This window comes from Bacillus sp. FSL W7-1354, assembly GCF_038002405.1.
Lineage (GTDB): Bacteria > Bacillota > Bacilli > Bacillales > Bacillaceae > Bacillus > Bacillus paralicheniformis.
The window spans coordinates 954143-979154 of the sequence record NZ_JBBOCL010000001.1; the positions used below are offsets into that span (position 1 = coordinate 954143).

A 25012-nucleotide genomic window follows, 5' to 3' on the forward strand; every position below is an offset into this window, starting at 1 on the left:
AAATACTCATATGGTAAAAAGAGGATAATCGCTTTCAGGAGAGAATGTAAACATAACCGGTTTGATCTTTTAAGCCGGCGGGTACATAACAGATTAGCAAGTAAAGGAGGACAAATCATATGAAAAACAAAAAAGCGTTTTGGGGACCTTTTCTGTTCGGTGTGGGTATCATCGCCATGATCGATGGCATTGTTTTTCACCAATTGCTTCAATGGCACAGCGTGTACATGGACACAGACCGCTCTCACCAAATTATGAGCGACGGACTGTTTCATCTGTTTTCGCTCGTCATTCTTTTTATCGGCGGGATCCTGTTGTGGAACAGAGGTGACTTGAGCAGCAGCCGGCCGCAACACATCTTTTGGGGAGCCTCTTTGCTGGGAGCGGGCTGGTTTAATTTCCTCGAGGGCATCATCAATCATCATCTTCTTCAGATTCACCACGTCAACCCGCTAAGCCCGAACCGCCTCTTATTCGACCTTGCCTATGACGCATCAGGCCTTTTGATCATTCTGGCCGGATGGCTGATCTACAGAAAAGGCAAACAGAAATGAAAAATTGGTTTGACTCGCACAATTATTTCTCGGGAAAGCGCAGGTTTCAACAAGACCTGCCCTGTTTTTGTCAAAATTTGAAGAAATAAAAAACTCCATTTTAAAAGTTGATATGATCAGTGACCGCCGCTTGAAGAATTCGTTTTATGTAACAAGTTTTTAAAGAGCGGCAAAGTGCAACTGTTCACTCAAGCAAAAAGGGGATTCACATATTCAATGGAAAAAGGTGTCTATATCGTTTGACTGCCATCTTTTAATAGGAGGTTTCCATATAAAATGTTAAGTGTGCTGCTGCCTAATTAGCTTATCCTTTCCGCTATCATTTTATTTTTATGTTACATGATCGTATTGGTAAAGGAAAACAAGATAAATCGCAAACAAAACGAGGAAACTCAACAGTTGCTTAGGGAGATATTAAAGGAAGTGAAAAGCAAAGATTTAGAGCGGAAATAAAAGATATTATATTTCTAGAGTGATTTAGTTGTGCCTCAGAGGAAACATTTGAGGATAAGACTGTACCTTTTGTTCAAGTGAAAGTCGGGTTTAGATTTGCAAGGAGGCTGTTTCATGCAGCTATTGGTTTGCTGCTGTGTACCCTAAACTTTTAAATAAAATAACCTTAATTATTCCGAATTCACATAATACGGTAATTGGAAATCCTTAAAAGACAAACTTGTGATGATTACGACATCCTGAACAATTTGCTTCCTCTTCAAATAGATGCTCATAAGAAAGATTCATGTTGTTGGAGAAATAAATAATCTGTAAATGCGAGGGGATGCACTTGACAAGTTTTGTTCAGAATACCGTGCATGGTTTAAAGAGCTTATTAGATCAAAATGGAGTCATTAGGATTCTTGGCTCTGAAGGTGAAATTACAGATGCTCTTGTCACATTCTCTGGCAGCGGAGCCTCTCAAAGCGATATACGAGCTTTCGAAACACATCACCAATTATCTCTTCCTGATGATTATAAAAAATTTTTAACTCTACATAATGGAGCTAGAATTTTTGATAGTCTTTTAGATGGAGTGAATATTGGCGGAGGTCTGCATTTATTTAACATCAAGGAAATCGACACAGAACTAAAAGATGAAGAATTGTATGAGGATGTTAGCGGTATTCCAATTGGACATTTGCTGGAAGAGTGCGATCTAATGATTGACAGAGACAGGCTCAAGGAAGGAGATCCCAACTACCTTTATTTACTTGAGGATGGTCTTGAGTATAAGCCTCTCGATTTAAATTTTGAGATATTTTTAGACCGATATGTTATGTGTCATGGGCAGCCATTTTGGGAGTGGAGATATTACACAGCGGAGAATTATTATAGAATATGACGACCCGATTTCTGGTCGTCTTTTTTGAATTCGAACAGGTTATTCATCCTAATTCTAAGGATTCATTTTCATGGGTGATCAGGATTTATTCCCCAATTCCCTTCTATAAAGTGGTAAACTCTAAAATGATTGTAACTTTAGTATTAGAGGAGAGTGCCATGAAGACTTTGGACGTGCAGGCGTTGCACAAAGCCATTGATCAAACGCTGGAACAATTAAAACATCAATCAGACGAAATCGCCAAAGTCCAAAAAAGCGTTGAGGAAATCGCATCACTTGATGATGCTTTAAAAGGAAAAGGCGGCGACGCGATCCGCGCCTTTTACGAGGAATGCCACACTCCTTTTCTACAGTTCTATGATACTTTCATAGAGGAATACAGTTCCACGCTGAAGAAAATGAAAACCGCGTTGAATTCTCTGGAACCTAACCATAATGGGTTTATTTCGCAAAACTTTCTTGAGCACGAGCTAGAACAAGGATTGAATGCAGCCGATCGAACAACCAAACACCTGGTGTCTAAATCAAACGCCACGATCTCAAAAGTCAGCCATATTGTTGATTTGCCGGATTTAAACGACAGCGACTTTCATGAACAGAATCAGAAATCCTTAAAGGAAATCAATCAGACAATTGAAAAGCTGCATACGTTCGACAGGGAACAGACAAATGCTCTTAAAACCGCTGAAAACGACCTGGAAACAATGCAGAGATACATAACCAGGCTTGAAAAAATGTACACAGGGCCTAAAATTGAAATTACCGGCTATCAAAAAGGCTCGATTTTAAAACCAGATGAGATAGATGCTTTGCGTGGTGGCCAAGACACATCGATGGGCGTCATGATGGATAAGCTGGACAAGAGATCGAAGCTTGAAAAAGAAGTTAGCGAGGTTAGCAAACAGGATAATAAAATTGCTAAACTAAAGGAGAAGCTTGATGATTACAATTTTTCAACAGCTTCAGAGTTTTACGAGATGGCTGCGGAAATTGGGTACGAAAACCTTTCCCCTTGGCAACAGCGATATTTCAATCAAATTGAAGGCGCTCGTGATTTTGGCAACGCAATTAAAGGAAGTGCTGAAGGACTCAAAAATGCAGTCGTCGATACTGCGGTAGGCCTATGGGACATGGTCGTTCACGCAGACGAAACGATTGAGGGCATTAACTTTACACTTCATCATCCTGATGTCACATTCAATATTATAAAAAAAGGAATTGAAGACTCGTATCAACGAGATGTCGTCAATGGTGATTCTTACACCCAAGCCAGATGGTTTAGCTATGCCGTTGGAATGGTCGGGACATCGATTGTTGGCTCTAAAGGCGTTGACAAAGCAGCAAAAGCCGCCAAAGCGGGGAAGGTAGGGCAGGTCGCTGCCAAAGCAACTAAAGCTTCTAAAAAAGTATCGAAACAAGCTTTGGAAAAAAGCGTAGCGTCTTTCAAGAAATCGATGCAAAGGGTCGCTTCAAACATAAAAGGAATTCAAATACACAACCCTTTTGCGCCGCAAGTTCAGCTTGCAGGCGGGGGTAAAGTTCCTTATCATGCACTTAATGGGGAGCATATAAAAGACAGTCTTATTCAGTTTGCGAAGAAAGTCTCTGATATAAGCAGAAAACCGTTTACAGGTGGTAATATCTCAGTACCATGGTTAAATAAAGAAAAGTACAATGCAGTTGAAGTTAAAGGTAAAGTAAAACCAAAAGGAAATTTGAAAGATGTTGACAGAAGAATTTATCAACTTAAAAACATTGACTTCAACATGAAGCATCCAAATAAAAATATAACTAATTTAGAATTAATGAAAAGCGGAAAAGCGCCCATTGGGGAAGATGGCAAACCAATTAATTTACATCATTTAATACAAAAAGAGCCAGGGACGATGTTGGAGATACTTCATACCACTCATAAAAAATACCATAAAGTACTGCACCAGTTAGTGGAGAAGGGGGATAGCTTTAGAAATAATCCTGAACTGCAACAACAATACGATAGTTTCAGAAGAAAATACTGGATGTGGAGAGCTGAACAATATGAAAAGAGCTTGAAAGGTGGATCTCAATGAATACTAAAGAATTAATTATAGACTTTATAAACAAACATGCTACTCCCCATGATTTTACAGGAGGAATTAATGAGGAAAAAATCAAAAAAATTGAAAATGACTTACAAACCACTCTTCCTGAAAGTTATAAATGGTTTTTAAGAAACTATGGCTCAGGTGGCTCTTTTGGCGTCGAAATATTGGGTCATGGACTTGTATCCCCGGAAGTCGTAGAGTTCACCAAAGACTATAGGGAGCTCTACGACTTACCAAATCACATTGTAGTAGTCGTTGATGTAGATGCATTTGCTTATTGCTTAGATACACAAAAAATGGATAACGGAGAATGTCCTGTAGTTACATGGGTTTATCAAAGCGGATATGATCACCAAAAGGCTCCTAACTTCCTTGAGTTTTTATGGGAATATTTAAATCAAGCTAAAGAAGATTGGTACGAGGAAGAATAATATATTAAATCTCAAGCACTTAATCTTTGATTGGGTGCTTTTTTGTTTAAATCGAGAAAAATCCGAGATGGACATCATCTTCATATAAGAAGTGGTCTGAAATCTATGCAATTTTCCTAATGATGAAAATAACATTAGGTTCTTAGAACAGTATTTAAATTCAAATAGTCCTTCATAATAAGCTCCCTAAGGGAACTTATTATGAAGGAGAAAGCTTAAACAATTGGTCTAATATTTAAAGTGTTTTTGTTAGGAGGTAAAACAGTATTGGATAAGAAAGATATTAAGTTCCTCGAGGAGCTGCTTTATAATACAGATAAAGACGATCTAGTAAGAGTGATGAGAAATATTGAAAACCCTGTTATTCTTCACGTTTTTGCAGCGAATTATAATTGGAATAGTGGTTTTGAAGTTCCAAAAGCAATTCTAGAGAATGAAAATTGCGATTATGGTACGGGGTTATTAATGTTCCATTATGCAGACGGTTATCGTATGCTCGAAAGCCCAGACGATGTTTCAGCATCTGCTTTAGAAGAATGGAAGGATTTTTTAATTCAAACATATCAAAAGCTTATAAATTTGCAGTTTAATTCTCAAAATATTTCATTCGATCCTGAAATAACAAGGGTTCATAGGTTTAAGTTGAAAAAAAATAACCCGCATATTCCCGATGCTTTACTTGATAAGTCACCAGGGGTTTTGATTGAACTTCCAAAAATTTGATGCGTTTTTCACCTTGAACGGCAGTGCCTTTCAAGGTTTTTGAACAAATTGGAGAAACCCAGCAAGGAATAGGGCGGAATTATAGGCGTTTTGGGAAGAAGCCGGGTGAGATGTTTTAAATATGGCTACCGGAATGGTTGCTACGTCTGTCGTCGGCACTAAAGGCGCAGCTATAGAAGAGGAGGTAGCTTTATGCAAAAAGAAGAGTTTGTATCACTTTGGGTAGGCAGTATCAGTTCTCCAGAAGAATTAGAAAAGATTCTTAAAACTTCTTATACTGAAGATGGTGATTTTATTCCTTCAATATTTGCTCATAGCTTTAATATAGAAAGGTATGACGAGTCTGTTCGTGAAGCAGATTTTTATGAAGAGTCTAGTAACTCAGTAAGTCGATTATTAGAAGACTTCTCTTACGATCATACGATTATCCCCGAATTTATTTCAGTATGTGGAGAGCACCTGACAAAAAATTATAATGCGGTGGTACTCTTATATAATTTCGACTATAAAGGTGTCAAAAAGAAGGTATCTATTGGTGGCGGTGAATTTAAATTTTTAGGTTCAGTTAAATATATGTAATGAATACTCAAATTTCAATGATGATAAATGAATATATAGAAAAAGATGATTTTTTCGGAGCAGTACCCGATGAAGATATTTCGAGGGCTGAAGAGAAATTAGGATGCAAATTTCCAAGGCAATATAAAGAGTTTGTTAAAGCATATGGCTCAGGAGGAATATGTGGAGTTGAGGTCTTAGGAGTAGAGGGAAATGGATATGCTTCAGTAGTTGATGCTACAGAAAGATTTAGAAAATTTGGTTTACCTGAGGAATACTTAGTTATTGAAAATGTGGACGAGTTTGTTTATTGTCTCAATACTGGAGAAAATCATTGTGTAATAAGGTGGGATGACATAAGCAAAAAGGAGATTGAAAGATATTCTAGCTTTGATGATTATTTACAAGACAGTTTTCAAGAAGCAATAGATAACTGGTAAGGAAAAGCCAAGATTTAAAACTCCACCTCTAAAAAGGGCGGGGTTTTTGTTTTAGAAGGGAGACGATTAATTGTGAAAGCCCTTTTTACCTTAATGTTTCTTAAATTATTCCTCTCCTACATTGACCAAGAAACCAAATATAGGATATGCTTTGGTGAGAGACCTGTAAAAATGAGGGATTTTTGTAAGGGGGATTTTTTGAGGAATGAATAGTGGCTCCACTGTGTGGCAAAGAAATTTTTCCTTTCTGTTTGTCTCTAAAATGGTGAAAATAACCGCAGACAGCTTTGCTTTTACTTCTATTTTGTGGTTTCTCATTTTAGATGGAAAAGGGGCTGTCGGAACAGGTATGCTAATAGCTGTCACCCTTCTTCCCCAAGCTTTAATAGGACCGTTGATTTCACCTTTTATGAAACCAAAAACTCTTAAGTTCTGGATGTTCTCCGCAGATATAACAAGGGCTTCATTGATGCTGATCATTCCAATTTTTTATTTTAGTGGATTTTCACCATTATGGTTCATTATTTCACTAATGCTGATACATTCGGCAACTGGGGCTTCTTATGATCCTGCATCCATTTCCATGATTCCGCAAATTGTTAAGAATGAACTTATTCAAAAAGCTAATGCCACCATAGAATCTTCAGCCCAAATTGTAAAATTGGTCTCGTTAATGGTTTGCGGTATATTGATTGCTGTAATAGGCGCTGCTTATACAATGCTTATTATATTTCCATTTTACATCGCTTCAGCCTGTTTAGTTCTGTGTATAAAATTTAGCTCGAAAGAAGAAGGGGCTCAGGAACAGAAACCAAAAGGCGCATATTTTAAAAAGCTAAAAAGAGGTTTTGTACTTGTTCGAAATCATCATATTTTGCTTCCGCTAGCCGTATACTGCATTTTGTTGAATATCGGTTCAGCTCCTTGGGAGGCGCTTTCAGCGATCTATCTGTCAGAAGATTTAGGCGGCGGTTCGGTCATTCATTCTTTCATAAGAGTAGCAACAGCTACCGGAGCCTTTTTAATGGGGTTTATCTTAACTAAAGTAAGAGTGAACCGATATGGACTATTGTTTGTCTCCGCTGGAATTATAGAAGGAATTGCACTTTTCATAACAGGAATGAATTCAGTTTTATTACTACTTCTTCTCACAGCATTTGTTTTGGGGGCTACCATTAGTGCCATAAACGTACCTGAACACACCATTATTCAAACCTCAGTTGCAGATGAAGATCAGCCGCAGGTATTTGCTGTTATTAGAATGATCTCTCATGTGATGGTACCATTAGGGGCTTTAATTAGCGGCTATGCAGCCGCTGCCTTTGGTGCAGGAAAAGTTATCGCTTTCGGCGGACTGATTGAAATTCTAGCTGGAATGGCGATATTAACTCTTACGAAACTAAGTAAAACCAATCGTTCAGACATGATAAGGGATAAAGAAGAAAGTTTAAAAATGTAAGAAAATTCACACGTTTAAATGCCGAATATTTCAAAATGATTAAGAAAAGGGGTTTTTATTTTGGTATATAAAAGCGTAATACCTTATGATCTAGTGGCAACGAAAATGAATTATTGGTATGTAGCTCTTAAAAATGACTGGGTTGATGAAGCTGAAAAAATGAAATCTGAGGTTAAACAAGAGATCGCTATAATGGAAGAAAATCAGGATGTCCTTATATATTTTTCATTGCTTGAATTCCGTCATAAGCTGATGTTGGATTACATTTGTCCAGAAGCAGCAAAAGATATACAGGTTCATTATGAAGAGTTAAGGGAAAAGACTAAAGGCGGGAGAAATTTGAATGGTATGCTCGAATATTATTACTATTTCTTCACAGCAATGTATCATTTTAGACAGAAAGAACTTCTTCATGCTTTAGCTTACTACCAAAATGCCGAAAATCAATTGAATTCATTTGAAAGCGATGATGTTGAAAAGGCAGAATTTTATTTCAAATTGTCAGAAATTTATTACTATATGAAACAAACATATTTTTCAATGTATTATGCTAATCATGCATATAAGATTTATTTAAAACAGCCAACATATGGACAGCGTAGAGTACAATGCCAATTTTTAATGACTGGTAACTGGCTGGATAAAATGAATCCTGAAAAAGCCCTGGAGCATACCAGCAAAGCACTGTCAGATGCAAAGGAATTACAAGTTGATTATTTAATTGGTTCTTCACACTTGAATATTGGAATATGTTATAATCAACTTGAAGAACTTTACAAAGCAGAAAATCATTTTCAAATGGCTGCTGAACTTTATAAAAATGAAAAGCACAGCTTTTTGCCAAAAGCCCTCTTTAATATTTCGCACGTTAAAGCGAAACAAGAGAAGTGGATTGAAGCAGAAGATCGGTACTTTGAGGGTATGGAATGGGCTCAAAAATTTGAGGACCAAGAATTCCTTACAAAGCTGAAAATGATTTACGGGTTGTATTTATCATTTGACCTTGACACAGTTCGAGATTCCTTTGAGTTCTTCAGTGAAAAAGGTATGTATGCAGACATAGAAGAGTATGGAGTCATCACGGCAGAACTTCTACAAGGAAAAGAAATGCTACATGATTCACTTGAGTTTTACCGCAGAGTAGTTGAGGCAAGAAGACAAATACAAAGGAGTGGGACAGTACATGAAAGCTAAGTTGCTAATTTGCTCTATTCTGTTATTAGGTGCAGTTGGTTTATTGGGCACTTCTTACGATCAATCAACAAATACAGCATATCATGTTGCTGACAGGGTAGCAATTTAACTCTGAGACTGCTAAATTAATATATAGAACCTTTAAAAGAGACCAGTTCGTGAAACTCACTGTGAGTTTATGGGCTGGTCTTTTTCATTTCTGAAATATCGATTAGTTTTCCGGATTTCACCAATATATTCAAGCCAGTAAAGAAGCGGCTCTCAAATATACTCCCAACACCAGAATTGCCTCTAGAAAAAATGGAAGGATTGATGCTGAGGAATGCAATTAAAGTAAATCCTAAGTGAAAAGTGATTAAAGTTATGGCTAATCAATTGTAAAAATGTGTATTATTTTTGAATTATTTTTCAATTCTACACCATTTGACAATTTTTTCATCCTTTTGGTGTTAAGCTCAAGGTGTCTATTAAATGGACAAGCATTTAATAGTTAAACAAAACGAAAAGGGGATGTGTTTATGTTTAAAAACAAACTCAAAAAAGTAGCGGGAGCGGTTGCAGTTGCTGGGGCTCTGTTGGTATCCGGATTACCTGCAAGTGCTGCGCCGGATTTAACTCCGATTCGAGACAAGTATCCAGACGCCTATCAATTCCAATGGAATGGCAACAATACTGTAACTGTTTTCTTTAGAGACAGCCAAGGTAAATCTTATCATGAAACATATACATGTGTTACGGTTATACAAGGAACTTGCTACGTGTATAAGTAAACCGTAAGACAAAATTCTGTCTCAATCGTTTGTATTCTTATTCTTTCTGAGACAGAATTTTTTTCATTAACCAAATCAGTTACTTTCACCTCTCTGTGTCCAAATCCTCTTTATTTATGCCCCTCTCGTTGATCAATGAAAACAAAGCTGGAACAGTTTTCATCGGCACCATCAGAATATGCTTGCGCCAATATGAGTTTTTCACAGTTTACAGGGGAGAGCTGAACAGCGGCCGCAGCACACCTTCAGACTGACTGGCCTAAGGGTCTTATCTAGCGAATAATGTCGGAGACGCTCTCATAGCATCATTATTGAAAAATAAGTCTGTTTCATGTGGTAATCGATTGATTCCAGATATTTCTGAAGTGAGAGTGTCAATGAAATGGAACATTCCTATCAAAGTCCCGGCATTCCTGTAAGTTTTTAGCTCACCATCGTTTTTCACAAGTTATCATTCATTAATGTCTAAACGCGAGTAGATTCGTATAGTAAGACATCATGGGTTTCTTCCATGACTTTTATTTCTTGCGTAACCACTAAGCGGCTGATTTACATCATCAATAGGCAATGCTATAAGTTTGGCAGAACCTTTCTTGCACCTAAAAACAGCCATGAACAAAGAACAAACGGCATTGTTAGCGCGGGGAGTCCATATGGCAAAAGATATGTGCTGAGTCCCGCTGTTATAGGCACCGTCAGACAAGCTGAAATGATCCCTGACAAAAATGAAAACCGGTTATGTTCACTTTTAAAAATGGCAGATACGGCCAGGATTGTTAAAATTGCATTATACCCGTAAAGACCCAATGTGATGAGAGAACGCTCTCCTCCTAAAAGGAATGCAATGATGATGGCAACTGCATTTCCGGTAACTGCATAAAGTCCTAGTTTTCTTCCTGCCCAAAATACGGCGAGAAAAATTAAAATCCCGGATACTGTGTTATTCAGAAAAAATACTTGTCCAATTCCATGAAAGACCCCGTCTATTAAATTGACTTCCCCTGCTGTCTTTAGTTCCCAGTGTGTTAAATCCTGAGGTATCAGGGCAGAGCTTAATTTAATCCCATTTAATTTGTATGAAGCCAGCAATATAAACCACGTCAGGATAACAAAGGGGAATGTAAGAATTGGAACTTCGGTTCTTTTCGTAAAATGCATCATGGCGGCTGTAAAAATGGCTGCTAAGGCTGATCCAATTAAAGCGACAAGCCACATGTAAGGGCCAGTTAAGAATGATGCCAATGCCATTCCTGTTAACACAGAATTATATCCTAATAGTCCCTCATTTATAATCTTTTCATCTGCCGCTCCCAATTTCCCTACTAAAGTACCGATAACAGCGGACAACAAAGCGATTATACCTAAATAATAGGAAAAAATAGTAATGGCTATAAGGATTAGAAAGCCGGTCATCACATTCTCAATCAGGATGACTTGAGAGATGCCTTTGAGAGAAGCTGTTATTAAACGGAAAAACACCCCCTCGCTTAATAAATGGAGTTTGTTTTTTCGCATAATGAATATTCTCCTTTCTTTTCAAGGTTATATATCTTCAGTGTATCATATATAAATTTTTGAATATATAAATTGACATATATGTAAAAAATGATATACATTTAAAACAGAAGCAGGGGAATCAAATATATTTTCAGTTTTTTAGTTTTTGCGCTTTCAGCTCAGAATGTTAATGAACTTGCTCCCCCTTATATGAATGCTCACCGTTTGGTCGTAATAAAAATACAGGGAGGTTTTGTGATGCAACTATTACCGCGTGAAGTAGACAAGCTTATGATTGTTGTCGCAGCAGATCTTGCGAAGCGACGTAAAGAACGGGGATTAAAATTGAATCACCCGGAAGCAGTAGCCCTGATAACGTATGAAGTGTTGGAAGGAGCACGGGATGGAAAAACAGTTGCGGAGTTGATGGAATATGGAACAACCATATTGTCGCGGGAAGATGTAATGGAAGGCATTCCGGAAATGATTGATGATATCCAGGTAGAAGCTACATTTCCAGACGGCACAAAGCTTGTAACTGTACATAGTCCAATTAAATAAAATGGATAGGAGGCTATTGAAATGGAACCGGGGCAACTATTTTTAAAAGAAACGGATATCATTTGTAATGTCGGAAGAGCGGCGTCCAAATTGAATGTAACGAATACAGGTGACCGCCCAGTTCAAGTAGGTTCACATTTTCATTTTTATGAAGCGAATGAAGCGCTTCAATTCAAACGAGAAGAAGCATTTGGAAAGCGACTAAACATTCCGGCAGGAGCAGCTGTGCGTTTTGAGCCCGGTGATGAAAAAGAAGTGGAATTAGTGCCTTACGCCGGCGAACGCCGGGTATACGGATTTAATAATAAAGTGGACGGATCATTGGAAAAAGAGGGGAACCAATCATGAGTTTCAAGATGCCAAGAAAGCAATACGCTGAAATGTACGGCCCGACTACAGGGGACTCTATTCGTCTGGCAGATACAGATTTGCTCATCGAAATTGAGAAAGACTACACGACATATGGAGATGAAGTGGTATTCGGCGGCGGTAAAGTTATTCGTGATGGAATGGGACAACACCCTTTAGTTACACGTGGAGAGGGAATAGCAGATGTTGTCATTACGAATGCTGTTGTCTTAGATTACACTGGTATTTATAAAGCGGACATTGGAATTCGTGATGGCAAAATCGCTGGAATCGGGAAAGCAGGTAATCCGCTAATCATGGACAATGTGGATATTGTGATTGGCTCTGGTACAGAAGTTATTGCTGCTGAAGGTATGATTGTAACTGCGGGCGGAATTGACACTCACGTCCATTTTATTAATCCGGAGCAAATCAGAACAGCATTAGCTTCAGGTCTTACTACCCTAATTGGAGGAGGAACAGGCCCTGCTGCAGGTTCAAAGGCTACCACGGTTACACCGGGCGAGTGGCATATGCACCGAATGCTTGAAGCGGCAGAGGGCATGCCGATTAATGTTGGGTTTACAGGAAAAGGACAAGCCGCTTCAGAAGCTCCGCTGGTAGAGCAAATACGCGCCGGCGCCATTGGACTGAAAGTTCATGAGGACTGGGGCGCTACAGCTTCAGCTATCGATCATGCGCTAAGTGTGGCTGACAAATATGATGTTCAGGTTGCCCTTCACGCGGATACATTAAATGAAGGCGGATTTATGGAAAATACAATGGCAGCTATTAAAAATCGCGTCATTCATATGTACCATACAGAGGGTGCAGGGGGAGGACATGCTCCTGACTTAATTAAATCGGCCAGCTTTAACAATGTTCTGCCGTCATCTACGAACCCGACATTACCTTATACAGTCAATACGGTAGATGAGCACTTAGATATGTTAATGGTCTGTCACCACTTGAATCCATCTATTCCGGAAGATTTGGCGTTTGCTGACTCACGTATCAGACGCGAAACGATTGCAGCTGAGGATATTCTCCAGGATATGGGTGTATTCAGTATGACTAGTTCGGATGCCCAAGCGATGGGACGGATTGGAGAAGTCATTTTACGTACATGGCAAGTAGCCGATAAGATGAAAAAACAAAGAGGAACAATGGCGGGCGACAGCGAGCTTTCGGACAACAACCGCGTAAAACGTTATATTGCCAAATATACAATTAATCCTGCCATTACTCATGGTATTTCCGAATATGTCGGTTCTATCGAGAGAGGGAAGATGGCCGATCTCGTTGTCTGGAATCCAGCATTTTTCGGTGTGAAGCCTGAAATGGTGATGAAAAGCGGCTTTGTTGCAGAGAGCTTAATGGGAGATGCTAACGCCTCTATCCCGACACCGCAGCCTGTTATTTACCGTCAAATGTATGGACAGTTTGGCAAGGCGCTGTCCAGCACTTCCATTACGTTTATTTCCCAGGCAGCTTTCGATGACAAAGTGCATGAGAAGCTTGGGTTGCAAAAAATCATTCTTCCGGTTCGCGGCATTCGCAAACTAACGAAAAAAGATATGAAGCTGAATTGCGAAACTCCTGAAATAACGGTCGATCCACAAACATATGAAGTAAAAGTAAATGGCCAATTAATTACATGTGACCCTGTTGATAAGGTGCCAATGGGTCAACGATATTTCCTATTCTGAGGTGAGAGTCATGATCATTGAACAAATCGTAACAAATCTTGAAAACATGGAAAAAGAGGAAATTGAAAAACGCCATATTGAAAAAGTTTACCTTGAAAGTGCTTATTTAGTAAAACGAATCCAACGGGTGAAAACAGATCATGGCAACGAAATTGGAATACGCTTAAAAGAAGCGCGTGACCTTGTCGCTGGTGATGTTTTGTATATGGACGATAAAAATATGGTCGTCATCGATGTACTGTCCGATGATTTATTAGTTATCAAACCGCGCACCTTGAATGAAATGGGAACGATCGCTCATCAATTAGGAAATCGCCACCTGCCGGCGCAGTTTGAAGAGGACGAAATGCTTGTTCAATATGATTATCTTGTAGAAGAGTTACTTCAAGACCTGCAAATTCCATATAAACGTGAAGACCGAAAAGTAAAACAGGCTTTCCGCCATATCGGTCATAGCCATGATTAATATTTTATCTTTACTCCAACTATGTGATTCAAATTTCCCTATAGGGGCTTTTAGTCATTCGTATGGTCTTGAGACCTATATTCAAGAAGATAAAGTCCATGATCAAGCAACGTTCGTACAATGGCTTCATACGTATGTAAACGAGCAGCTCATCTATTCAGATGGGTTGGCTTCCCGTCTTGTATATGAAGCTTTAGAGAACGAAGATTTACAAACAGTATGGAAATTAGATCGCATGTTGACTGTTCAAAGTTTGCCGCGTGAAACAAGAGAAGGAACCCAAAGGATGGGCGAGCGGATGTTAAATCTTATTGAATCCCTATATGATATACCCATTCTTTCAACATATCGGGAGCGTATAGATCAAAAGCAATCGTTTGGACATCCCTCCATTGTATTTACGATTGTAGGTCATCATCTTGGTGTCCCTTCATCAACGACTACACTGTACTATTTGTATTCAGCAGTCTCAAATCTTGTTCAAAATGCGGTACGGGCTGTCCCTCTAGGGCAAGTGGCAGGTCAAAAGACAATTCAAGAATTTCAGACTGTTTTAATCGAAGCAACAGAAAAAATTCAAAGTTTAAATGAAGAAGAATTCGGGATTGTTTCTCCCGGTTTAGAATTATCTCAAATGATGCACGAGCGTGTAAATATTCGTATTTTCATGTCCTAATAAAAAAGGAAGTGTTAGGTATGAAACCAATTAGGATCGGTGTAGGAGGACCTGTAGGAGCAGGGAAAACGATGTTAGTCGAAAAATTAACCCGGCATTTGCAAGATGAAATGAGTATGGCAGTTGTGACAAACGACATTTATACAAAAGAAGATGCCAAGTTTTTAATGAACAACGGGGTGCTTCCCGCAGATCGGATTATAGGTGTGGAAACAGGCGGCTGCCCTCATACGGCAATACGCGAAGACGCATCAATGAACTTTGCAGCCATTGATGAGCTAGTGAAGAAGAATCCAGACGTTGAACTTATTTTCGTTGAAAGCGGCGGAGATAATCTGGCAGCTACATTCAGCCCTGAACTTGTTGACTTTTCAATCTATATTATTGATGTGGCCCAAGGGGAGAAAATACCGCGAAAAGGCGGTCAAGGAATGATTAAATCTGATTTGTTTATCATCAATAAAACAGATTTAGCGCCTTTCGTTGGAGCAAATCTGGACGTTATGGCATCTGATACGAAGGTTTTCCGCGGAGACAAGCCGTTCGCTTTTACAAATTTAAAAACGAATGAAGGTCTTGATCAAGTCATTGACTGGATTAAGGAAAATGCACTATTAAAAGGACTGGAGTAAGATGGGGGACTGGACAGGCGTTTTGCGTTTGAGCGCTGAAGAAAAAAATGGAAAGACCATTGCGAAAAATGTGTATTTTCAGGGGGCGTATAAAGTCATGCGTCCTATTTATCATGATGAATCAGGACAAGCCTGTTATTATATTTTAAACCCCGGCGGCGGTTATTTAGACGGTGATCGCTATCAAATGAAGATTTCACTGGAGAAACAAGCAAGATTAACATTAACAACCCAATCGGCAACTAAAATATATAAGACACCGCATACACATGCATATCAGGAAACGGAATTTAACCTTAAGGAAGGCAGTTATCTTGAGTACATTCCCGATCCGCTTATCGGCTATCAAAATGCACGGTATAAACAAAAAAATATAGTATATATTGAAAAAGGATGTACGTTCCTTTATTCAGATATTGTGACTCCTGGATGGTCTCCTAGTGGAGAAAAGTTTACCTATGAGATGCTTCAATTCATTAATGAAATCTATATGGAAAATGAGCTGGCAGTCTATGACCATATCAAACTATGCCCGGCCAAACAAAATATAGATGGTCTGGGTTTAATGGAAGGCTATTCTCACTTAGGTTCCATGATTGTGATCAATGAACAAGTAGATCATGACCTTCTTGATCGTTTATATCAGGCCGTGGATACTCAGACAAAAGAATATAAAATAGGCATATCTTTATTGCCTGTCCCTGGGTTTTCCGTACGGGTATTAGCAAATCAAACACAGATCATCGAAAGTCTGTTTTCCGAATTTCATCATCTCCTCAACCAAGTATGGTTTAACAAAACCCCAAGTTTTTTAAGAAAATATTAACGGTTAAAAAACCAGCAACTGTTCAATTGTTGGTTTTTTTCAGATTCAAGAAGGGGCTGTATTTTGTGGAAGGTACATTATTCTCGGTTTTAATGCTGGCATTAATTTTAGGAATCAAGCATGCGATTGAACCTGACCATGTGATTGCGGTATCGACAATTGCAAGTCAAAGTAAAAAGTTATGGCAAGCTTCTTTAGCGGGCATATTTTGGGGCATTGGCCATACTGTAACATTGTTTATAGTTGGAATCATTGTCATTGTAATGAAGGGGCAAATATCAGAAAAATGGTCGATGTCCTTAGAATTTTTAGTAGGAGTCATGCTTGTTTATTTAGGGATTAAAATGATTCTTTCTTTCAAGAATAGCCCTGTACATACGCATCAACACAAATATCTCCACACCCATCAAAGCAGCGGCGACCATAAGCGCCGCAATAAAAACGTAACGTACTTAAGATCAACATTCATCGGTTTAGTTCATGGTCTTGCAGGAAGTGGAGCCATGGTCTTATTAACGATAAGTACTGTCAAGAGTGTAGAGGAAGCGGCAATATATATTCTTATATTCGGGGCAGGAACAGTTATTGGTATGCTTTTCTTTACAACAATCATTGGAATTCCCTTTGTGCTGAGTAAGAAGCGAGGGGCAATCAGCGGAACACTAGGGATGACGACGGGTGTAATAAGTGCTGTTTTTGGTGTATACTATATGTATAACTTGGGTATTAATGAGGGTTTATTTAACCTTTGGATTTAAAAATAGTATAAAGTAACCGCCATTTAAAGATTGAGGTGAATGATATAAATACTTTAGGGTATGCCATTCTGAGCGTTCTCGGCAGAAGACCTTGTTCAGGATATGAGTTAGTCCAGTACCTGGAGGTAGTGTGGCCGGCAAAACATAGTCAAATATATCCTTTGCTAAATAAAATGGAACAAGAAGAATTTCTTGAATACGAGCATGTAGAGCAAATAGGGAAACCTGATAAAAAAATATACTCCATTACTGAAAAGGGAAAAGAAGCGTTAGAAGATTGGATCGCTGTATCTCCTTCAGATCCAATAAATAGGGACGAATTTCTTATTAAAGTATATTCGATTTGGTTGTTGGAAGAGGAAGATTCCGTAAAATTGATTCAGGATCGAATCAAAAATTTAGAAAAAACAATTGATACCCAATTGAACAAAATGGCGGAGCTAGAAAACAAGGAATCGGATAGCATGTCTAAAAACTTTGGCCGTTATATCTTGATTGATCGCAAATTCAGACTGGCTAAAGAAGAAAAAACATGGTGTCAAAAGGTTTTAAATCTAATAAAAGATAAGAAATTTAATTTTCCCTTTCTGTGTTATGTCAGTGTAGAAGGGATAAATGGAGCGTCACTGCTTATCTAGACAGAAAACGAATGTCACGTACATAAAATAAGGCGCTTCAATATAACACAGTGAGAACGCCGCATGTTCACGCCCGCGTTCAAAACTAACGAATGGTGCAGAAAAACGAAACGTGCCATTTTTGTTAAACAAGCGAGGGAACTGCCGGACTGCCCCACAAGATGAGACAAATAAAAAACACCTTCGAGTTTGAAATCGGATCAATCTTATCCGAAATATGACTTGGAGGTGTTTTTAAATGAGAATCGGGTTACATGGTTTGGTGATGGAAACGTGACTGAAGGAGAACTGAAGATGGTTGGTGAAAAAACATTTGCTGTTCATTTTGATGATGGAAGCTATCATTAGGACGCAATAAAGAAAATTTAAAATAAGAAAGAAGAGCACAGAATGCAATCACGGGAAAAAAAAGACAACATCAATATATAGATAATCCAATAATCAAATTCGTGGATAAATTAATAGAACTCATAAAAAAAGCGTTTTATGAAATTGCTGGCGTTCTTCTAGCTTTAGCAGTTATAGCAGTCCTTTTCTTACCTGGATCTGGGGGATACAAAGCTGGAGATGAAACTGAGATTCTCAGGAATATTCATGGTGCTAAGTCTATCGAGATGTTAGAGAAGAACTACGGCAGTATATCTGAATTAAGAAGTGATGGAGTAAATACAATTGATATACCAAGGTATAAAAGAACAAAAATTATTAAAACCATGGATGATCGTGATCTGGCATTAATAGAAGTTTTAAGCGGATCTTATAGGAGCACTCACTGGTGGTAAAAAAATTATCCATTGAAAGAAAGCGTGCCGATCATAGATATTAGAATAAAATTACGAATTTATCCTGAGCAAAGAGAGGTGTAAAAATGGTAAATGTCTTAACTAATATCTTAAAAAATGACAGATTGGATGTATATCCGTTATTTAAAAAGTTTTGTTCCCTCAAAGAAAAAGGGTTGCGTAAGGAATCCTTTAAATCATTATCTTCCTTTATTGATGAAGCAAAGATGTGGGATGATAATGCACAACAGAATTTTGCTTGTTGGCTGTTTGCTTTATTTGAAACATCAGAAGATATTCACCATGTACTCGTTCATCCATTGGAAAAGGAACTTTTAAAGCCTTTACTTGAGAGATGGATGAAGAGTAATCCCGAAGATCCAAGACCATATAGGTGGTATGGCGTGTTTTTAAATACTGAAAAACGTGTCGATTACTTACATAATGCACTTAGACTTGGTGGCAGCAATGAACAATTATCCTTATTAACGCTAATCGATATTAATTTGAACGCCCTTTGGTATTCATTCCATCATATATCCGAAGATTTATATCTTGGCGATATTAAAGAAGATACAGCACTTCTTGCTAAGTCCCGGGAGTTAAACAACAAGGTAGAGTGTCAACAAACAAGAAAAAACAATAACGAAGCACTTAACTATTATCAAGATCTATTGAATGACTGGGTGATGTTTACAAAAGAACAATCAAAGGGATTTGTTGAATGGTGTGAACATAAGGGGAGAAACTATTATTGGGTCAAAGCTTATTATTACGAAAAATAACAATATGAAAAAGGACACAGCTAAGGAAATGAAATGCTGCAACAAGTATCCATTGACTGCACATTTTTTAATTAATTGCAAGCTTTAATTTTAAATAAACGAACTGAATAGGGTCTAAAACATTTTAAGGAGGATTATACGTGATTTGGTGGGCTAAACAAGGATGGCAGCTAATCTTAGGGTTTATTGTTGTTGCTGCGCTTTTTAGTTGACTAGAGATTCCGATTTCTGATTTTTTTGGAAAGATGTTTGGATTAGCGTTCCTTTATTAAGCTTATCGGTCGATACTAAATTTAGCAACTGCTGATGAATACAATGAAAACGGCGAACGGGTATTGTTTTCAAACTTTGGGAAGATAATTACAGCAATTTTTATGCCTGTTATAGTCTTTTATTGTATTAGCATGTTTGTTCCATATTCACTTTTAACTTTGCATTTTTTATATTGTAGCATAGAGCACACCAAGGAAAAACAAAGATGCTAAAGACTTATCCAAAGATTGATTAAGATAATGAAAAGATTGCTGTATATAAAGATGGCAATATTGAAATATATGTAAGTTATCTGTTTCCAGACAAATAACAAACTGGAAGAGGAGAACAAACTTGTAAAGACATCACTTTAGTTACTTTATTCTATTAACATGTCTACACACGTTAGCAGCATGTAGCCAAACAAGTAAAGAAAATGAATCGTCAGACGACCAGGAAACTGTAAGCAGAAAACAGCCTCACAATACACTTTATAATCGTAACAGTGGATGTGTCATATCCTTTTGTTTCAAACTCTTTCTCCATTAAATCACCTTCAGATATAAGTTTCGACTTTACGATGATTTAATCTTTTTGGTGCGATGAGCGCAGGGATAGGAATCATATTATTTGTTTCTCAGTTTGGCCAATAATTCTTTCCTTTGTTGTATAATGGAACCAAAACACAGGTTTCGTATGTCTTACGTTTTAGTTTCTTAAGTGCCCATTGTTTAGACGACTCGAAAATAGGTTCATACTTTGGTTTTGGCGAAAGGGGAGCCTAATAATGAAAATGGATGAGAAGAGGAAAGAGCTTCAAGAAAAATATAGGGAGGAAATGAAAAAGAAGAAAAATCACAAAACCTATACTATCGAAACAATTATTGTAATAGCAATTGTTCTGTTGTTTATTGCTTTAAATTTAATAATTGATGAATTTTAGCTCTAATAATCATTTTACGTAGAGAGGGGTTAATTTTGGTACTCAAAGAAAGAGGGCAAATAGATCAAGAATTTGGTGCTGAAGAAATCGCTGATTATTTAAGATTAAGAGGCTTTAAGCCGAAAGTAGATGTAATGCATTTTGGAGACCATTCCGGGGGAAGCGTTACTTTTGGCACAGACTCAGAAGATATTATATAGCTCTTGTTCAGTTCGATAAACCAGGAGATAAAGATCCATTAAGCAGCAAAAATGGCTTTACTCAATTAGGAATGGATTCTAAAGGACGAGCAGAAGAGATAATGATGCATTTGGTAGCATATTTTAATGGATGGTATCGTACAAATAAGGAGCCATTCCCAGAGGAAGAAGAATGGCTTAACTTACAATGAATGCGAATAAAAACCATCGTTTTATCTAGATATTAGAAAGGTTAAAGATATAATGAAAGTAAACACTAAAATCTCAATAATTAATTGGTTCATCAGATTAAAACTACCAATAACAATTGTCACCCTGTTGCTAATCTATTTATTAATAGTTAGGTTGCTCCCTACATTACATGTGCAATTTTCTTCAATTAATAATATTTTAAACAATTCAAGTGTAATCGGATTGTTAGGTGTTCTTATAGGGAGTGTATTATCTTTAGTAGGAACTTTTCTATTAAATTCCCATCAAGTTAAGATAAAGGGTATTATTAAACGAAAGAATGTTATTTATTCTCCATTATATGATGAACTAACAAAATTTTATTCGGAGTTAAGGAAAATTAATTATCCTCAAAAAATAATTACTAAACAAATTGATCTGGAGTTGCTTCGATATCAAGAAACAGTTCCTTGTTTTACGGCTTGGAATAGAATAATGTCTGATGTAAGAGGGATAGAAGTACCATTACATATTAAAAAGTACTTTAATAAGTTAATAAGTAAATCTAATAATTATATGTTTTGTATAGATGAAGCATATATAGAAATAGAGGCCAAGTTAAAAAACGTTCTACTCCATGAAGAAAAAAATCAGTTTTTTGAGGGACGTTTAGAAAGGAACAGAAATAGCATACAGCAGCGAATTATGACCGACATTTTATTAAATGATTCAACATTTGATAGTTCATTGTCACCTATATTCTTTCTTGGAGATGAGGATTTGAAAAATCAAATGATGGGAGAAATTAAACAAATTTTAATTGAAAGTAAAAGTTTAGCTTCTGTGTTAAGAATTAAAAAAGAATATGAAGATCTTAAAGAGTACACAGCAGATCTTACACTAGGAATTGCAAAAGTAATAAATTTTATACAGATAAGATATGAAAATAAAAGTCGATTAATATAAGAACGAGGTGTCCTTGTGAATTATAATACGTATATGTTAAATGAAAATGAGATTAAAGGCATTATTGAGTCAAAAGTAAAACAGAATCCTGATATACTTTATTATATTGATGATTATTACATGCAAAAGATTATAAATTTGATTATAGAAGGTGTAGCAGAAGCTATTGCAAAAAGTAATGAAGAAATATTAAAGAATATTGGAAAGATGCAAGCCGATGAAATCAAACTGGAGTCATTTAAGTCGGGTATTCGCTATTAATTTAAAGATAGGTGCATCATGGATAAATATGATCATTTTAAGTTAAAAATAGATGCTAAACCTTCATTATTACATAAGCAAACTGTTAGGAAGGCAGTAGGAGGAGCATTGTGGGGTGAAATCAGAAAAGAAGTTCTACAGAACCGCGAGTCCCCATGTAGTATATGGGGTTATCAACCTCATATTGACCAAACACTTAATCGGAGTATGATTTTGATAACATAGTAGTTAAATTAATTGATCTTGATTTAATATGCGTTAATTGCCACGCATTTCATCACTTAGGATTTACTCAATCAAAAGCTAACAAAGAGAAGATGAAAGAACTGAGCCGAGCAACAGCCGCAGCATATCTTCAGACGGATTGGATCCATTTTCCAAAGGACCTCATCATTCATCATTTTCTTCCGATTTAACATGTCAACCCGTTAAGCATTTACCAAAAAGGCAAATAGAAATAAAAAATTGGTTTGTCCGCACAGCTTACTTGAATACAATAAGAAATAAAGTATTTCTCGGGAAAGCGCAGGTTTCAACAAGACCTGCCCCGTCCTTCTCAAAAAACATCGGAATGCGCAGTCATGTGGGCGTCTGTCACGGCTTAAGCGCGCCATGAATAGGATATAAAGAGAGAATGGTGAGGTGAGTGTGTTGGAAAGGGCTGTTACTTATAAAAACAACGGACAAATCAATATCATACTGAACGGTCAAAAGCAGGTTTTGGCCAATTCAGAGGCTGAAGCCGAATATCAGGCCGCACTGCAAAAAAATGAAGCCAAACACAGCATTCTGAAGGAAATTGAAAGGGAAATGAACACCCTGGTCGGGATGGAGGAAATGAAGCGCAATATTAAGGAAATCTACGCCTGGATTTTCGTCAATAAAAAGCGTGAAGAACAAGGCCTTAAAGCTGGAAAACAGGCGCTACACATGATGTTCAAAGGAAACCCGGGAACCGGAAAAACGACCGTCGCCAGGCTGATCGGCAGGCTTTTTTACGAGATGAATGTTCTCTCAAAAGGCCATCTGATCGAGGCGGAGCGCGCCGATCTTGTCGGTGAGTACATCGGTCATACGGCGCAAAAAACGAGGGATTTAATCAAAAAAGCGATGGGCGGAATCCTGTTCATCGATGAAGCCTATTCCCTTGCCAGAGGTGGAGAGAAAGACTTCGGCAAGGAGGCAATCGATACATTAGTCAAACATATGGAAGATAAGCGGAACGAATTTATTTTAATCCTCGCTGGATATTCGCGGGAAATGGATCATTTTCTTTCATTAAATCCAGGCCTTCAGTCAAGGTTTCCGATCAGCATCGATTTTCCCGATTACTCAGTCAGCCAGCTGATGGACATTGCGAAACGGATGATGGCGGAAAGGGAATATCAGTTCAGCCCTGAGGCCGAATGGAAGTTGAAAGATCATCTGATGGCCGTCAAAAGCACGGTCAGCCCCGCGAAGTTCAGCAACGGCCGCTTCGTCCGCAACCTGATCGAAAAATCCATCCGGTCGCAGGCGATGAGACTGCTGATGGGAGACTGCTATTTAAAGAATGATCTGATAACCATCAAAAGCCAGGATCTCGACTTGAAGGAAGACGCGCCGCACGTATAATGGCGCGTTCTTTTTTTATTTTCGAGGATTTCTGGCAACCGCTCCCTTCGTTTGTTATGATAGTACTGCTTAATTGACTAACGTTAAGAAAGGAACATGATCATTTGAACGGACAGGACGTCATGAAAGAGAAAGCCATATTAGTCGGATGCCAGCTTCCGCACGTATCTGATGAGCGTTTTTCATACTCGATGGAAGAGCTCGCCGCGCTGACGAAAACGGCCGATGGAACGGTTGTTTCCACGGTCACGCAGAAGCGGAACCGTGTGGATGCTGCTACATATATCGGAAAAGGAAAAGTAGATGAATTGTCGGTGCTCTGTGAAGAGCTGTCGCCCGATGTTTTAATTTTTAATGATGAATTGTCGCCGAGTCAGCTGAAAGCGCTTGTCACAACGCTTGACGTGAAAATTATCGATAGGACGCAGTTGATCCTCGATATTTTCGCCAAACGCGCGCGGACAAGGGAAGGAAAGCTGCAAATTGAGCTGGCGCAGCTGCAATACGCCCTCCCGCGGTTAAGCGGCCAGGGAATCAACCTGTCAAGGCAAGGCGGCGGAATCGGAACAAGAGGTCCCGGAGAGACAAAGCTGGAAACCGACCGGCGCCATATCCGAAACCGGATTCATGAAATCAATGTTCAGCTGTCTACCGTCATTCGCCACAGAAGCAGATACAGAGAAAGAAGAAAGAAAAACGGCGTACTGCAAATCGCGCTCGTCGGCTACACCAATGCAGGGAAATCGACATGGTTTAACAGGCTTACAGACGCCGACAGCTATGAAGAAAACCTGCTGTTTGCCACACTTGACCCGATGACCCGCAAAATGACGCTTCCGAGCGGATACAGCGTGCTGCTCTCAGATACGGTCGGGTTTATTCAGGATCTGCCGACGACTTTGATCGCGGCTTTCAGATCGACGCTCGAAGAAGTAAAAGAAGCCGATCTGATTCTTCATATGATCGATTCTTCACACGAAGACTACGAGGGCCACGAAGCGACGGTCAAGCGCCTTCTTGAAGAACTTGAAGCCGACGATATTCCCGTTTTAACCGTCTATAACAAAAGAGACCGGAAGCGGCCGGATTTCATCCCTTCTTCAGGGAGAGGGCATATCATGACGAGCGCCAAAATAGACGGAGACTTGCGGCTGTTTAAGCAGGCGGTTGAAGACTATCTGAAAAAGGAACTGCTCGTTCCGTATGACGTAAGGATTCCCGCTTCAGAAGGAAGGCTATTGTCGAGAATCAAGTCTGAGACAATGGCGAACAGCACTGTTTTTGACGAAGATCGCGAAGTATATGAAGTAGAAGGATATATTCTCCCTGACCAAAACATTTTGGGAGAGCTGAAGAAGTATATGTAGGAAAGGAC

At 38.4% G+C, this 25012-nt stretch carries 28 protein-coding genes; 27 read left to right on the forward strand and 1 reads right to left on the reverse strand.

Annotation, left to right across the window (positions count from 1 at the left end):
• Nucleotides 1-119 precede the first annotated feature (119 nt).
• From MKZ04_RS04995 to MKZ04_RS05040, 10 genes are all read left to right on the forward strand, one after another.
• Entirely contained in the window at nt 120-554 is a 435-nt protein-coding gene (locus MKZ04_RS04995) for a DUF2243 domain-containing protein (protein WP_020451523.1), read from the forward strand.
• 778 nt (nt 555-1332) lie between these two features.
• Entirely contained in the window at nt 1333-1893 is a 561-nt protein-coding gene (locus MKZ04_RS05000; RefSeq protein WP_230459168.1) for an SMI1/KNR4 family protein, read from the forward strand.
• Nucleotides 1894-2051: 158 nt separating this feature from the next.
• Nucleotides 2052-3962, forward strand: coding sequence for a T7SS effector LXG polymorphic toxin (locus MKZ04_RS05005; RefSeq protein WP_212791707.1), 1911 nt, complete (start codon nt 2052-2054; stop codon nt 3960-3962).
• Nucleotides 3959-4408 (forward strand): SMI1/KNR4 family protein, encoded by a 450-nt coding sequence (locus tag MKZ04_RS05010; RefSeq protein WP_026579690.1) that lies wholly within the window; start codon nt 3959-3961, stop codon nt 4406-4408. Before MKZ04_RS05005 ends, MKZ04_RS05010 begins: the two co-directional genes overlap by 4 nt.
• A 267-nt stretch (nt 4409-4675) precedes the next feature.
• A complete protein-coding gene (locus MKZ04_RS05015; RefSeq protein WP_026579689.1) occupies nt 4676-5131 on the forward strand; it encodes a DUF4274 domain-containing protein in 456 nt (151 codons plus the stop codon).
• A gap of 192 nt (nt 5132-5323) precedes the next feature.
• Nucleotides 5324-5710: an immunity 22 family protein gene (locus tag MKZ04_RS05020; RefSeq protein WP_026579688.1), complete on the forward strand. Its 387-nt coding sequence runs from the start codon at nt 5324-5326 to the stop codon at nt 5708-5710.
• Nucleotides 5710-6129 carry an SMI1/KNR4 family protein gene (locus tag MKZ04_RS05025; protein WP_025811516.1) on the forward strand — a complete coding sequence of 140 codons (420 nt, stop codon included), beginning with the start codon at nt 5710-5712 and terminating at the stop codon, nt 6127-6129. The genes MKZ04_RS05020 and MKZ04_RS05025 overlap by 1 nt, the downstream gene beginning before the upstream one ends.
• Before the next feature lie 205 nt (nt 6130-6334).
• Nucleotides 6335-7588 carry an MFS transporter gene (locus tag MKZ04_RS05030; protein ID WP_035338621.1) on the forward strand — a complete coding sequence of 418 codons (1254 nt, stop codon included), beginning with the start codon at nt 6335-6337 and terminating at the stop codon, nt 7586-7588.
• Between the two features lie 60 nt (nt 7589-7648).
• Nucleotides 7649-8782 carry a Rap family tetratricopeptide repeat protein gene (locus tag MKZ04_RS05035; protein WP_167511155.1) on the forward strand — a complete coding sequence of 378 codons (1134 nt, stop codon included), beginning with the start codon at nt 7649-7651 and terminating at the stop codon, nt 8780-8782.
• A gap of 518 nt (nt 8783-9300) precedes the next feature.
• Complete coding sequence (locus tag MKZ04_RS05040; protein ID WP_020451531.1) at nt 9301-9552, forward strand: hypothetical protein; 252 nt, start codon at nt 9301-9303, stop codon at nt 9550-9552.
• Nucleotides 9553-10122: 570 nt separating this feature from the next.
• Here the strand turns inward: MKZ04_RS05040 and MKZ04_RS05045 are convergent.
• A complete protein-coding gene (locus MKZ04_RS05045; protein WP_035399870.1) occupies nt 10123-11067 on the reverse strand; it encodes an urea transporter in 945 nt (314 codons plus the stop codon).
• 240 nt (nt 11068-11307) lie between these two features.
• Between MKZ04_RS05045 and MKZ04_RS05050 the strand changes: the two genes are divergently transcribed.
• The 17 genes from MKZ04_RS05050 to hflX all read left to right on the forward strand — a co-directional run bounded on the left by MKZ04_RS05050 (nt 11308) and on the right by hflX (nt 25004).
• Nucleotides 11308-11610 carry an urease subunit gamma gene (locus MKZ04_RS05050; protein ID WP_020451534.1) on the forward strand — a complete coding sequence of 101 codons (303 nt, stop codon included), beginning with the start codon at nt 11308-11310 and terminating at the stop codon, nt 11608-11610.
• Nucleotides 11611-11631: 21 nt separating this feature from the next.
• The gene (gene ureB / locus MKZ04_RS05055; RefSeq protein WP_020451535.1) at nt 11632-11958 is read left to right on the forward strand and encodes an urease subunit beta; all 327 of its coding nucleotides are present in this window, start codon (nt 11632-11634) and stop codon (nt 11956-11958) included.
• A complete protein-coding gene (gene ureC, locus MKZ04_RS05060; RefSeq protein WP_105978853.1) occupies nt 11955-13667 on the forward strand; it encodes an urease subunit alpha in 1713 nt (570 codons plus the stop codon). Before ureB ends, ureC begins: the two co-directional genes overlap by 4 nt.
• A 10-nt stretch (nt 13668-13677) precedes the next feature.
• Nucleotides 13678-14133 carry an urease accessory protein UreE gene (ureE, locus tag MKZ04_RS05065; RefSeq protein ID WP_026579681.1) on the forward strand — a complete coding sequence of 152 codons (456 nt, stop codon included), beginning with the start codon at nt 13678-13680 and terminating at the stop codon, nt 14131-14133.
• Nucleotides 14126-14809, forward strand: a complete 684-nt coding sequence (locus MKZ04_RS05070; protein ID WP_026579680.1) for an urease accessory protein UreF — start codon at nt 14126-14128, stop codon at nt 14807-14809. Before ureE ends, MKZ04_RS05070 begins: the two co-directional genes overlap by 8 nt.
• A 20-nt stretch (nt 14810-14829) precedes the next feature.
• Entirely contained in the window at nt 14830-15441 is a 612-nt protein-coding gene (ureG, locus tag MKZ04_RS05075; protein WP_020451539.1) for an urease accessory protein UreG, read from the forward strand.
• 1 nt (nt 15442) lies between these two features.
• Nucleotides 15443-16267: an urease accessory protein UreD gene (locus tag MKZ04_RS05080; protein WP_105980968.1), complete on the forward strand. Its 825-nt coding sequence runs from the start codon at nt 15443-15445 to the stop codon at nt 16265-16267.
• A 65-nt stretch (nt 16268-16332) separates the two neighbouring features.
• On the forward strand, nt 16333-17025 hold the full coding sequence (locus tag MKZ04_RS05085; RefSeq protein ID WP_341045428.1) for a HoxN/HupN/NixA family nickel/cobalt transporter: 693 nt from the start codon (nt 16333-16335) through the stop codon (nt 17023-17025).
• A 35-nt stretch (nt 17026-17060) separates the two neighbouring features.
• Nucleotides 17061-17663: a PadR family transcriptional regulator gene (locus MKZ04_RS05090; RefSeq protein WP_080131400.1), complete on the forward strand. Its 603-nt coding sequence runs from the start codon at nt 17061-17063 to the stop codon at nt 17661-17663.
• 449 nt (nt 17664-18112) lie between these two features.
• The gene (locus MKZ04_RS05095; RefSeq protein WP_023857630.1) at nt 18113-18445 is read left to right on the forward strand and encodes a hypothetical protein; all 333 of its coding nucleotides are present in this window, start codon (nt 18113-18115) and stop codon (nt 18443-18445) included.
• Between the two features lie 86 nt (nt 18446-18531).
• Complete coding sequence (locus tag MKZ04_RS05100; RefSeq protein ID WP_023857629.1) at nt 18532-19230, forward strand: hypothetical protein; 699 nt, start codon at nt 18532-18534, stop codon at nt 19228-19230.
• Between the two features lie 1039 nt (nt 19231-20269).
• A complete protein-coding gene (locus tag MKZ04_RS05105; protein WP_180806805.1) occupies nt 20270-20425 on the forward strand; it encodes a hypothetical protein in 156 nt (51 codons plus the stop codon).
• 35 nt (nt 20426-20460) lie between these two features.
• Nucleotides 20461-20625: a hypothetical protein gene (locus tag MKZ04_RS05110; RefSeq protein ID WP_341045430.1), complete on the forward strand. Its 165-nt coding sequence runs from the start codon at nt 20461-20463 to the stop codon at nt 20623-20625.
• Nucleotides 20626-20868: 243 nt separating this feature from the next.
• Nucleotides 20869-21762 carry a hypothetical protein gene (locus MKZ04_RS05115; protein WP_341045431.1) on the forward strand — a complete coding sequence of 298 codons (894 nt, stop codon included), beginning with the start codon at nt 20869-20871 and terminating at the stop codon, nt 21760-21762.
• Nucleotides 21763-21777: 15 nt separating this feature from the next.
• Nucleotides 21778-22023: a hypothetical protein gene (locus tag MKZ04_RS05120; protein ID WP_075754509.1), complete on the forward strand. Its 246-nt coding sequence runs from the start codon at nt 21778-21780 to the stop codon at nt 22021-22023.
• Between the two features lie 648 nt (nt 22024-22671).
• Nucleotides 22672-23637 (forward strand): stage V sporulation protein K, encoded by a 966-nt coding sequence (spoVK, locus tag MKZ04_RS05125; protein ID WP_003182136.1) that lies wholly within the window; start codon nt 22672-22674, stop codon nt 23635-23637.
• 122 nt (nt 23638-23759) lie between these two features.
• The gene (gene hflX, locus MKZ04_RS05130; RefSeq protein ID WP_020451548.1) at nt 23760-25004 is read left to right on the forward strand and encodes a GTPase HflX; all 1245 of its coding nucleotides are present in this window, start codon (nt 23760-23762) and stop codon (nt 25002-25004) included.
• Nucleotides 25005-25012: the final 8 nt, after the last annotated feature.